This is a genomic window from Bacillus sp. RSS_NA_20, assembly GCF_020165915.1.
Classification (GTDB): domain Bacteria; phylum Bacillota; class Bacilli; order Bacillales; family Bacillaceae; genus Bacillus; species Bacillus altitudinis.
In genome coordinates this window covers 484096-496730 of the sequence record NZ_JAIUKW010000003.1, presented here as the reverse complement: position 1 = coordinate 496730, position 12635 = coordinate 484096, and the positions used below count along the sequence as shown (strand labels likewise).

Genomic DNA, 12635 nt, shown 5'->3' with positions numbered 1-12635 from the left:
TGGTGTCATTCTGTTTCTCTAAGACTCTAAAATTTTACACTAGACAGACGGCTGTGTCCCTGAAAAAATAGGGATTTCACTTGTCTGACCATTTTCTTGTCTGTAGACAATATGTTTCTCATTAAAATGAATGGGAGATTCAATTCCTGCGGCTGCGGATAAGTTAAACAAACCTTCTCTTAGAGAAAGGATATAATTGCAGACTCGGTATTTCTTTTCTTCAATGGATAAACCCTTTTGCAGCTTTGGATCAGTTGTTGCGACCCCGACTGGGCATTTATTCGTATGGCACACTTGTGCGCGAATGCATCCGACTGAAAACATGAGTCCCCGTGCGATATTGACAAAGTCAGCACCCATGGAAAGGGCAATCGCAATTTTATCAGGTGAGAGAAGTTTGCCAGACGCAAAGAGTTTTACCTGATCTCTGACACCGTATTCTTTCAATATTTGATGAACCATAGGGAGTGCCGTGAAAATCGGCAGCCCTGCGGCATCTGCCAATTCATGAAAGGATGCACCAGTGCCGCCTTCTCCGCCATCCACTGTAATGAAATCAGGATGCTTTCCGCTTTTTTTCATGTACGTTGCAAGTTCCTCAATGTTTTCTTTATGTCCGACCACAAGCTTGATGCCGACAGGCTTTCCGCCTATACTTCGCAACTGTTCAATGAAATCAAACATATCAGGAATGGAGTGGAACATCTCAAATCGATTTGGACTGTCAATGGATTGGTGGGGCGGCAATTTACGGATGCTTGCAATTTCTTCGGTGACCTTTTCACCGTCAATATGTCCGCCGCGTGTTTTAGCTCCTTGAGCCAGCTTCAGCTCAAAGGCTTTGACTTCCTCGTGCTCACTTTTTTTCTTAAACTCTTCAAATGAAAATGCGCCATCCTCTGTTCGAACCCCAAATAAACCAGGCCCAATCTGGCAAATGATATCGGCGCCCCCTTTGAGATGGTAAGGCGAAAGCCCGCCTTCACCTGTGTTCATCCATGTGCCGCCAGCCATTTTTAACCCGGAGGATAGAGCCGTAATCGCCCGGTCGCCTAATGAGCCGTAGCTCATGGCTGACTGACCAATCAGGCCTTTTACACGGAAAGGCTTTTGACATGTGTGCTCGCCTATCACTTGTACATCGTCTTGATGGAGGTAGTAAGGTTTTGCTTCTACCTCTTTTGTATGTTCACTTCTTCTCAGTAAATTGTCTTGATCGATCTGATACACTTTTGTTGGGATTTTTTCAGATTGATCGATGCGTAACTCATCTCGCTGCTTTGGAAATAGGACGTTGCGAATATAGTAACCAGGCTTGTCAAAATCACGTTTTGATCCAAAGCCCATTGTCCGGCTTTTGTACTTCCCAGACATGACAGCTTGCTCGTATTCTCTTCTTGAGAAAGGAAGCTCCTCTCGATCATTTAGAAACAGATATTGACGAAGCTCAGGTCCTATTTTTTCAAAAATGAACCTCAATTTTCCAATGACCGGATAATTTCGTAGGACAGAATGCTCTTCCTGTTTTTCATCTCGCATCCAAATCCAGATGAATAAAATGATTGGTATGATGAAAAAAATCACTAATAATGCGCCAATGACAATTGTTGTCACGAAAATCCCCTCTTTTCTCTATCATTACTGTTGTTATTCCACTTTTCATTGAAAGAGAAACCACTTCAACAGCTTGTGACGTTTAGAAATGAAAAGGCGGGGTAACTTACAAATAAGATCATAAGGGGAGGGAACATACATGAATAAGCGTCCGAATGCGTATGTACTTGCAGGATTAGGGGTTGGTGGTGCAGTGTTATTAGCAGTGAAAAATAAACAGCATCTCAAAAAATGGGCAAGCATGTTCCGATCAGATGAAAAGGTTCCTGAAAAAGCTGGACACCCTGATCCGTTAGATATTCAAGACAACAAGATGGTCGATGAAGGGGCCATGACATCTGTTCATTATTTTAATGAAGTGAGACAATAGTTTAGAAAAACCGTTTTGACCATTCAAAACGGTTTTTTCTTGTCTTTTTTTTGATGTGATATCGAAGAGGATCGACAATCGTAAAACCGATCAACCCTTCGTGATCAGGCGTCGAGAAAAGAAATTCAATGCCCGATAAATGATAGGTTGAGAGAACTTCCTGATCCGTAAAACGTAACGAAAGGTCGTCCTCATAAACGGGTGTGTGCTTCAACACCTTGGCTTCTTCTGCAAATAACTCCAGCCCAGCCACTCGGCCCTCTTTGTCGATGTCTACGTTCACACATTCATTCACGTCTAATTCAATGGTTTCTTTGATGGTCCCGATTCGAGGCGGGATGAGATAGATGTATCCGATGTCGATCGTTTGATCATATGTGATGGTTCTTTTCAAATCATTCACCTGCTTGGTCGATAGTAAAATGTTCCTTTCATGTATAATATCATGTGATGAGATGAAGTAGCTCTCATTTCAGTTCAGCATCGATCTATTGATCTCCCTCAGCGCCTCTTGAATCATTCACCTCGCCTAAAGTGAAAATCGCCTATTTTCAAAAGAATGAAACTTTTAGCTGAAGGAGGTTACCCATTTTTTGCGGTGTCTGATTTTGTTATAATATTTAAATGGAATGAAACGAATGGAGGAACGTTTTTCATGTATGATGTTACCGAGTGGAAGCATGTCTTTAAACTCGATCCAAATAAAGAGATTTCCGATGAACAACTTGAAGCGATTTGTGAATCCGGTACGGATGCCATTTTAATTGGCGGCAGTGACAACGTGACAGAAGACAACGTGCTGCAACTGATGTCAAAGGTGCGCCGCTTTCTTGTGCCATGTGTCCTTGAAATCTCGACACATGAGATGATTGTGCCTGGCTTTGACTTGTATTTTATCCCCACTGTGTTAAACAGCGCTCATCCAGATTGGATTGTTGGTCTGCATAAGGATGCGATGAAGGAATACGGTGATTTGATGTCAATGGAAGAGATTGTGCCGGAAGGATATGTCATCTTAAACGAAGAGTGTAAAGCGGCTAAGCTGACAGAGGCAAATACGGCACTGGATATAGATGACGTAAGAGCATATGCGAGAGTGGCAGAGCACTTGATGAAACTGCCCATCTTTTACTTAGAATACAGCGGGACGCTTGGAGACATAGAGCTTGTGAAAGAAACCAAAGCAGTGCTACAAGAAACGGTTCTATTTTATGGCGGCGGTATTGAAAGCAAAGAGCAGGCGAAAGACTTTGCACAGCATGCAGACGTTGTCGTAGTGGGAAACGTCATTTATGACAATTTTATAGAAGCGTTAAAGACAGTCGACGCAGTGAAAAAGTCATCATAGTCAAACAAGACGAAACGGGTTAAAATAGAACATAAGTTCGAATTGGCGGTGAATGAAATGAATGAAATATCGAATCATCTATTAGAAGGGCTGAATGACGCGCAGAAAGAAGCGGTCAAAGCAACAGACGGGCCGCTGCTACTGATGGCAGGAGCAGGTAGTGGAAAAACACGAGTGCTCACGCATCGAATTGCGTATTTAATGGCAGAAAAGCATGTGGCACCGTGGAATATTTTAGCGATTACCTTTACAAATAAAGCAGCAAGAGAAATGCGTGAGCGTGTACAAGCCATTTTAGGACCTGGTGCGGATGACATTTGGATCTCTACGTTCCACAGCATGTGTGTGCGCATTTTACGACGCGATATTGACCGTATTGGTGTGAATCGCAACTTTTCTATATTAGACACATCTGATCAGCTTTCAGTCATTAAAAACATTTTAAAAGAACGAAATATCGATCCTAAAAAGTTTGATCCACGTAGCATTTTAGGTTCAATCAGTAGTGCAAAAAACGAACTCATTGACGCAGAGGAATACGCAAAAACAGCCGGTGACTTTTACGATCAAGTGGTCAGCGACGTCTACACAGATTATCAAAAACGATTACTCAAAAACCAATCACTCGATTTTGATGATCTTATTATGATGACGATTCGTCTGTTTGAGCGGATCCCTGAAGTATTAGAACACTATCAGCGAAAATTCCAATACATTCATGTCGATGAGTATCAGGATACAAACAGAGCGCAGTACATGCTTGTGAAATTGCTCGCTCAGCGTTTTCAAAATATATGTGTGGTCGGTGACTCGGATCAGTCCATCTACCGCTGGCGTGGAGCGGATATTACAAACATTCTTTCCTTTGAAAAAGATTATCCGTCCAGTGAAGTGATTTTGCTTGAGCAAAATTACAGATCGACTAAACGTATTCTGAATGCTGCAAACACGGTCATTCAAAACAATTCAAACCGTAAGCCAAAAAACCTTTGGACAGAAAATGACGAAGGAGCGAAGATTGCCTATTACCGCGCAGATAATGAATTCGGTGAAGGTCAATTTGTCGCTGGCAAGATTCGTCAGCTTCATCAGAGCGGCAAGCGTAAGTTATCTGATTTTGCGATCCTCTATCGAACGAACGCTCAGTCACGTGTCATAGAGGAAACGTTAATGAAGGCGAACATTCAATACAACATCGTCGGCGGCACGAAGTTCTATGACAGAAAAGAGATCAAGGACATTTTGGCATACTTACGCCTTGTGGCAAATCCAGATGACGACATTAGTTTTGCGCGCATTGTCAACGTACCAAAGCGTGGAATTGGGGCGACTTCTGTTGATAAAATTGCCGCATACGCAGAAATGAATGATCTCTCTATGTTTGAAGCCCTTGGTCAGGTGGATTTCATTGGACTCAGTGCAAGAGCAGCCAATGCACTTGATGAGTTCAAACAGCTCATTGATCAAATGACAAATATGCAGGATTATTTATCTGTCACAGAATTAACGGAAGAGATCCTAGAGAAAACAGGTTACCGTGAAGCGCTGAAGATTGAAAAAACGATTGAAGCACAAAGCCGTTTAGAAAATATTGACGAGTTTCTATCGGTCACTAAAAACTTTGAAGAACAAAATGAAGATAAATCACTTGTCACCTTCCTGACAGACCTCGCCCTCGTCGCAGACATTGATAAGCTGGATGAGGCTGAGGAAGAAGATCAGGATGCGGTCATTTTAATGACCCTCCACGCAGCAAAAGGACTTGAATTCCCTGTTGTGTTCTTAATGGGTATGGAAGAAGGCGTCTTCCCGCACAGCCGTTCACTAATGGAAGATGCCGAGATGGAAGAAGAGCGCCGTCTTGCTTATGTAGGGATCACACGGGCCGAAGAAGAGCTTTATTTATCAAGTGCGAAGATGAGAACGTTATTCGGCCGGACGAACATGAATATGGAATCACGATTTATCAGAGAAATACCAGCTGATTTATTGGACAACCTAAATGAGAAAAAAGAAACGAAAACACCGTTTGGCCAAACGAGAGAAAGACCGCAAAGACGAGGGCCTGTCTCACGTCCCCAAACGCAAACCATTCAAAACACAGGCGGCGGCAGCATTGGCTGGGCTGTCGGTGATAAAGCCGCTCATAAAAAGTGGGGCGTTGGCACGGTTGTGAGTGTAAAAGGTAGTGGGGATAGTACAGAGCTTGATATTGCCTTCCCAAGCCCTACAGGCATTAAGCGTCTCCTTGCCGCATTTGCGCCAATCGAAAAGCAATAAACTGATAGGACTGACAAAACGGATGAAGTGAAAGGAAGAAGCAGATGGATAAAGAAGCAGCGAAACGCCGGATCGAGGAACTACACCAGATTTTGAATCAATACAACTACGAATATCACACACTGGATCGTCCAAGTGTTCCTGACGCTGAATATGATGCGCGGATGCGTGAGCTGATCTCTCTGGAGGAAGAATACCCTGATTTAAAAGCAGCGGATTCACCTTCGCAAAGAGTAGGAGGTGCTGTTTTAGACGCCTTCCAAAAAGTACGTCACGGTACACCGATGCTCAGTCTCGGCAATGCGTTTCATGAACAGGACCTTCTTGATTTTGACCGCCGGGTTCGTCAAGCAGTCGGTGACGACGTCGCTTACAATGTCGAGCTGAAAATTGACGGACTCGCTGTTTCTCTCCGTTATGAAAATGGCGTGTTTGTCCGGGGTGCCACGCGGGGTGATGGGACAACAGGTGAGGATATTACCGAGAACCTCAAAACCATTCGTTCCATCCCGCTCAAAATCAATCGGCCTCTGTCGATTGAAGTGAGAGGCGAGGCATTTATGCCAAAACCTTCTTTTGAAGCCCTTAACGAAAAAAGATTACAAAACGAAGAAGAGCCGTTTGCGAACCCGCGTAATGCGGCTGCTGGCTCACTTCGTCAGCTCGATACGAAAATTGCAGCGAAACGAAACCTTGATATCTTCGTCTACAGTATAGCGGAGCTTGATGAAATTGGTGTTGAAACGCAAAGCGCAGGACTTGATCTTCTCGATGAGCTTGGCTTTAAAACGAACAAAGAAAGACGGATGTGCCAAACCATTGAAGAAGTGATCGACCTCATTGAAACACTGAAAACAAAGCGTGCTGATTTCTCATACGAAATCGATGGCATTGTCATTAAAGTCAATTCATTGGCACAGCAAGAAGAACTAGGCTTCACAGCAAAAAGTCCACGCTGGGCTGTTGCGTACAAATTTCCGGCCGAAGAAGTCGTGACGAAGCTGATTGATATTGAACTAAGTGTGGGGCGTACTGGCGTCATCACCCCAACAGCGATTCTTGAGCCTGTAAAAGTGGCAGGGACGACAGTACAGCGTGCTTCTCTTCATAATGAAGATTTGATCAAAGAGAAGGATATCCGCCTTTTTGATCAAGTGATTGTCAAAAAAGCGGGCGATATTATCCCAGAGGTTGCAGGGGTTCTTGTTGATCAGCGAACAGGAGAAGAAGAGCCGTTTCACATGCCGACTGAATGTCCAGAGTGTCATAGTGAGCTGGTCAGAATTGAAGGAGAAGTGGCGCTTCGGTGCATCAATCCACAATGCCCCGCCCAAATACGTGAAGGACTCATTCACTTTGTGTCTCGTAATGCGATGAATATTGATGGGCTAGGCGAGCGAGTCATTACACAACTTTTCAAAGAACAGCTTGTCTCTCGTGTATCAGACCTTTATCGTTTAACTAAAGAAGAGCTGATTCAGCTAGAACGAATGGGCGAAAAATCAGTCGATAATTTACTGCGCTCGATCGAGCAATCGAAAGAAAACTCTCTTGAACGTTTATTATTTGGACTCGGTATTCGATTTATTGGTTCTAAAGCAGCGAAGACGTTGGCCATGCACTTTGAGGATATCGATCAGTTAAAACAAGCAACGAAAGAACAATTACTTGAAGTAGATGAAATTGGTGAAAAAATGGCCGATGCAGTCGTCACGTACTTTGAGAAAGAAGAAATACTAGATCTGCTAAATGAACTAAAAGAACTTGGGGTCAATATGACCTACACAGGGCCAAAACCGGTGAAAGTAGAAGAAAGTGATTCCTACTTTGCAGGAAAAACGATTGTGCTGACGGGGAAATTAGAAGAAATGTCTCGTAATGATGCAAAGGCAGCGATCGAAGCATTAGGCGGCAAGTTAGCAGGTAGCGTAAGTAAAAAAACAGACTTAGTCATTGCCGGCGAAGCAGCTGGAAGTAAGCTGACAAAGGCAGAAGAACTCAATATTGAAATTTGGGACGAAGCCAAAATGCTCGAGGAGCTAAAGAAATAAGAGGAGTGTTTTCTATTGAAAAAGTTGCTATTGCTGCTGACAATGCTCACACTGGTATTGTCAGCGTGTGCACCTTTTGGGGGAAAGGATGAGGAAGAGGTCACACAAAAGACGGATGAAACGAAAGAAACAGCGATCATCCCAATGTACAACATCTCTGATTCCTATTACAAAATGGTGCTGCCGTTTAAACAAGGAGCGGCAAGAGGACTAACAGCAGAGCGTCTCAATACACGCTTAGACATTGATGAATTTGAAACAGGACTCATGCGCCTGGCAACAGAATCATTCAATACAAACGATTATCTGTTCCAAGAAGGACAACATTTAGATGAAGATACTGTTCTCAGCTGGCTTGCCCGCAAAAAAACAGGCAGTGATCTGAAAAAGGCTGAAAAAGAAGACAAAGACTTTAAGAACTTAGGTTTAAACCCTGCTCTTCCAAACTCAGGTTCAACAAAGTCAAAAAATGAAAGTAGTCCAATCTACTTAGCTTCCATGTTAGAGCATAATTACTTAATCAGAAAAGATAAAAATAGCTTACAGCTTGGCGGGGTTGTCATCGGTCTTGCGCTTAACTCTGTCTATTATTATCGCGAAAATATCGGAGATCCTCAGCAAGAGGTGACCATCGATTCATCGAAGAATTCAAAGAAACTTTTAGCAGAGGGCGAAAAAATTGCGGAACAAGTCATTAAACGAATTCGTCAAATGGACGGACTGCAAAAAGTCCCAGTCATGATTGCTCTTTATAAACAAGCACCAAAATCATCTATTGTTCCAGGAAACTTCATCGCTAAAACCGATGTAAAAGCAGGATCAGCTGATATTGGCAGTTGGGATACGATTAAAGAAGAGAATGTCTTCTTCCCTTCAGATAATGCCAAGAGCAGCTACAAAGATGATTCAGAGCGATTTGACCGCTTCAAGACAAAGGTAGAAGACTACTTCCCGAATTACACAGGTGTGGTAGGCAAAGGTTTCTATAAAAACGGGAACTTGCAAAAAATGAAAGTAGAAATTCCAATGCAATTCTACGGAAAAACAGAAGTCGTGGCATTCACGCAATACTTAACAGGTGAAGTCATGGATTACTATAAGAGCACCAATATAGAAATCAACATCACCTCTTCTGATCAGCAAGAAGCCCTCATCACAAAAAATGCTGAAGATAAAGAACCAACGGTCCATATATATGACTAAATAAAAACCGCCTTTTGGCGGTTTTTAGCGTGTAGACAAACCCTCGCATTCTTTGTCAGTCCTGCGTGCTGGTGCTCACGAATGTGAAATTCGCTTCGCGCCAGTACTTGTCCTTCCTAGGGCTGCAAAGGTTTTCTATCACGCTGAAAAGAAGACAAAGGGCTAAAATCAAGTTCATTTTGGCCCTTTGTCAACCATCTGAAAACCGCCTTTTGGCGGTTTTTTATTTCTAATTAGAGGAATCTTTCAACTTTTGTCAAAGTATGTTGAAGAAACCAAAAGGAAAGGCAGGTATGTTGATGCTCGTATAAATGCTGATTACCGTCATGTATAAGTAAAAAGACGATAAAAGGAGAATCAGCATGCATAAAGAAGTAAAAGCACGATACGATGAACAAATGGTCTTAAAGAAAGCGGCTCTACTCTATCATTTTCAGCCAGAACAGGTCACATTTCTAGCCGATGCAGAAAATTATGTGTATGAATATACGGATGAAAAAGGGTCAAGTTATATATTGAAAATTACCCATACCATTCGCCGCTCCCGCACATATATTCTAGGAGAAATGGACTGGATTCGGTATTTATCTCAACATGGAATCTCAGTAGCTAAACCGGTTTTATCCGCAAGAGGAAAAGATGTTGAAGCGATTCCCGATCAAGCAGGAGGCGCTTTTTTGCTGAGAGTGTACGAAAAGGCGCCCGGCAGAAAAGTGACCGAAGCAGATTGGAATGGACAGTTGTTTCAAGCGTTAGGAGCCTATACTGGGCGTATGCATCAAACGACTAAACAATATCAAGTGAAAGATCCTCGCTATAAGCGTCAAGAGTGGTATGAGGAGGAGCAATTAAAGCTTGAAACGTATATTCCTTCTGATCAAACGGTTGTGTTGCAGAGAAAAGATGAACTGATGCAAAAGCTTCACCAGCTCCGAATATCCAAGGATGTCTATGGACTGGTGCATGCGGATTTACATCACGGGAACTTCCATTATCATCAGGGAGAAATCATTGCATTTGATTTTGATGATTGTGGGTATCACTGGTTTATCAATGATATAAGCATTTTGCTATACAACGTTCTTTGGTATCCGGTGATTCCGTATGAGGATAAAGCTGAATTTACGGGTGAATTTATGAGCCATTTTCTCAAAGGCTATCGACAGGAGAATGAGCTTGATGACGCATGGCTGGCGACAATACCAGATTTCCTTATGCTGCGTCATATGCTTATTTATGGGCTTTTACATCAAGCATTTGATCTCCGAACACTAAGCGCTGACGAAAGTGCCATGCTGGCGCGTTTTCGAAAGGAGATTGAGGACAAAACCCCAATTACGCCTTTTGACTTTCATCAGCTAACAACATAAATCAAAAGCCCCTTGCTGTTTCACATAGCAAGGGGCTTTTTATCCTACACCGTATCACACTTCACACCAACAACGCCTTCTAAATCTTTAATATCAAAGTACACATCGGTTGTATAGCGGTCTTTATGTACGCGAACACGTACTTCCATGATCGGATAGTCTTTTTCCTTTAAATCATCAATACGTACAGAATGAATCCGAATATTGAGTGCTTTCATTTCTTTTAAAATTTCTGTCATGCGGTTTCGGTCAGAAAGTGACATTCTGATGCGGATTTCTTTTTCCTGTAAGCGAATGGGTCCAATCCGCTGGAAGAGCCAAGGTAAAAATTCCACACTGACAAGAATAAAGAAAAGACTGAGGAAGGCTTCTTTATAAAAACCTGCACCTGTTGCAACCCCAAGTCCTGCTGCTCCCCAAATCATCGCAGATGTCGTAAGACCTGAGATGACGTCATTGCTTTTGCGAAGAATCACACCTGCTCCAATAAAACCAACACCAGATATAATTTGCGCCGGTAACCTGAGTGGGTCCATTTGAAGCTTAGAGACTCGAGGGAAATTGTAGGCTGCATCAATGCTGATGATGGTTAATACGCAGGAGCTGACAGCAATGACAATACACGTTTTCAGCCCAAGCGGCTTTTTCTTAAGTTCGCGTTCAAGACCGATGATCAAACCGATTAAGGTGGCAACGGCTAATTTTAAGACCGTATCCCATTCAATTGTCCAAAACATGCGTATCGCTCCTTTCACTTCATGTACGTTTCACATCATGTATATGATCTTCTCACAGCCCATATGGCTGCACAACTTCTATTTTATTCAGAAACGGGAGAAAGAAAAGCATTTTATTGAAAAATAAAGAGAGTCATCCGCATAATGCAGATGACTCCTCATGTCTGGTTATTTTGTTTCTTCTTCGAGATGGTCTTCCATTTTGCTAAACAGCTTTTTAGAAGCTTTAGACGGTTTATTTGTTAAGAGGCTGACAATAATAGCAGTCAAACCACTTAAAATAAATCCAGGAACCATTTCGTACAATCCAGTCGTGTTGTTTAAGCCTGTTGAAATCCAAACGAGAACGACAACAGCCCCAACAACCATTCCAGCTAAAGCACCGTGATGATTCATTCGCTTCCAGTATAGACATAACAAGATGACTGGACCGAATGAAGATCCAAATCCAGCCCAAGCATATCCGACAAGGTCAAGAATCGTATCACTTGGGTTTAGCGAGAGACAAAGAGCAATAATGGCAACGACTAGTACAGACATACGTCCAATCATGACAAGCTCTTTGTCAGAGGCTTTTCTTCTAAAGAACGTACGGTATAAATCCTCTGTCATCGCACTTGCAGTAACAAGCAGCTGAGAAGAAATTGAACTCATAATCGCAGCTAAAATGGCAGAAAGTAAAAATCCAGTAATATATGGATGGAATAACACTTTAGAAAACACAATAAAGATGGTTTCTGGGTCTGCCAAAGTGGTGCTTGTTTCATGAACATACGCCACGCCGACTAAACCGACAGATAGTGAACCAATGACAGACACAATCATCCAGCTCATACCGATACGACGTGCTGGCTTTAAATCTTTTACAGTCGTAATCGCCATAAAGCGAACAATAATGTGCGGCTGTCCAAAGTAACCGAGTCCCCAAGCGAGGAAGGAAATAATGCCAATGACGCTCGTTCCTCTAAAAATATCAAGCAATTTAGGGTCAATCTGTTGAATATCATTGAATGTGGCAACAGGTCCACCTAATTGAGTAAAGGCAACGATCGGCACGAGCACTAATGCTAAAAACATAATAGCTCCTTGAACAAAATCAGTTAAACTAACTGCCAAAAAGCCGCCGAATAGTGTGTACAAAATCACGATACTAGAAGTTAAGATTAAACCAAACATATAATCAGCACCAAACGCTGATTCAAATAAGCGTCCGCCTGATACCATACCTGATGAGGTGTAAAGTGTAAAGAAAATCATAATGATGACAGCTGAGACAGCTTTCAATAAAGTAGATGAGTCTTTAAACCGTTTGTCAAAAAAGTCTGGAATGGTAATCGCATCATCAGCAACTTCTGTATACGATCTCAATCGTGGCGCAAGGAATAAATAGTTTAAGTAAGCCCCACTAATTAAACCAACAGCAAGCCATCCAGATGAAAGACCAGTTGTATACATAGCGCCTGGAAGCCCCATCAGCATCCATCCACTCATATCGGATGCACCAGCAGAGAGAGCCGTTACATAAGGACCTAATCCGCGTCCGCCTAACATATAGTCATTCAAGTCATTTGTTTTTCTAAATGCATACCAGCCAATAGCCAGCATCCCAATAAAATAAATAGATAAAGAAATTCCAATTTCAATACTCATGTTTCCATATCA

The 12635-nt window shown here is 42.5% G+C and carries 10 protein-coding genes; 6 read left to right on the top strand and 4 right to left on the bottom strand.

All coding sequences use genetic code 11. From position 1 onward, the window contains the following. Positions 1–39: 39 nt before the first annotated feature. On the bottom strand, positions 40–1614 hold the full coding sequence (locus LCD32_RS02695) for an FMN-binding glutamate synthase family protein (RefSeq protein ID WP_411908493.1): 1575 nt from the start codon (positions 1612–1614) through the stop codon (positions 40–42). A gap of 139 nt (positions 1615–1753) precedes the next feature. Here LCD32_RS02695 and LCD32_RS02690 point away from each other — a divergent pair, with 139 nt between their 5' ends. Continuing rightward, on the top strand, positions 1754–1984 hold the full coding sequence (locus LCD32_RS02690) for a hypothetical protein (RefSeq protein ID WP_017366762.1): 231 nt from the start codon (positions 1754–1756) through the stop codon (positions 1982–1984). Position 1985: 1 nt separating this feature from the next. Here LCD32_RS02690 and LCD32_RS02685 read toward each other — a convergent pair whose 3' ends face one another. Then, positions 1986–2378, bottom strand: a complete 393-nt coding sequence (locus LCD32_RS02685) for a DUF2283 domain-containing protein (RefSeq protein WP_138278188.1) — start codon at positions 2376–2378, stop codon at positions 1986–1988. 261 nt (positions 2379–2639) lie between these two features. Here LCD32_RS02685 and LCD32_RS02680 point away from each other — a divergent pair, with 261 nt between their 5' ends. The 5 genes from LCD32_RS02680 to LCD32_RS02660 all read left to right on the top strand — a co-directional run bounded on the left by LCD32_RS02680 (position 2640) and on the right by LCD32_RS02660 (position 10236). After that, positions 2640–3332 (top strand): heptaprenylglyceryl phosphate synthase, encoded by a 693-nt coding sequence (locus LCD32_RS02680; protein WP_224562683.1) that lies wholly within the window; start codon positions 2640–2642, stop codon positions 3330–3332. 57 nt (positions 3333–3389) lie between these two features. Then, positions 3390–5612, top strand: a complete 2223-nt coding sequence (gene pcrA, locus LCD32_RS02675; RefSeq protein ID WP_060780844.1) for a DNA helicase PcrA — start codon at positions 3390–3392, stop codon at positions 5610–5612. Positions 5613–5656: 44 nt separating this feature from the next. Beyond that, complete coding sequence (gene ligA / locus LCD32_RS02670; protein ID WP_017359803.1) at positions 5657–7663, top strand: NAD-dependent DNA ligase LigA; 2007 nt, start codon at positions 5657–5659, stop codon at positions 7661–7663. Positions 7664–7678: 15 nt separating this feature from the next. After that, the gene (locus tag LCD32_RS02665) at positions 7679–8866 is read left to right on the top strand and encodes a CamS family sex pheromone protein (RefSeq protein WP_411908492.1); all 1188 of its coding nucleotides are present in this window, start codon (positions 7679–7681) and stop codon (positions 8864–8866) included. A gap of 362 nt (positions 8867–9228) precedes the next feature. Then, positions 9229–10236, top strand: a complete 1008-nt coding sequence (locus LCD32_RS02660) for a phosphotransferase enzyme family protein (RefSeq protein WP_046527516.1) — start codon at positions 9229–9231, stop codon at positions 10234–10236. Between the two features lie 44 nt (positions 10237–10280). On the opposite strand, the gene LCD32_RS02655 is transcribed toward LCD32_RS02660, so the two are convergent. Continuing rightward, the gene (locus tag LCD32_RS02655) at positions 10281–10973 is read right to left on the bottom strand and encodes an MgtC/SapB family protein (RefSeq protein ID WP_008344247.1); all 693 of its coding nucleotides are present in this window, start codon (positions 10971–10973) and stop codon (positions 10281–10283) included. A gap of 168 nt (positions 10974–11141) precedes the next feature. Continuing rightward, positions 11142–12623 carry a sodium/proline symporter PutP gene (gene putP / locus LCD32_RS02650; RefSeq protein ID WP_035703561.1) on the bottom strand — a complete coding sequence of 494 codons (1482 nt, stop codon included), beginning with the start codon at positions 12621–12623 and terminating at the stop codon, positions 11142–11144. Positions 12624–12635: the final 12 nt, after the last annotated feature.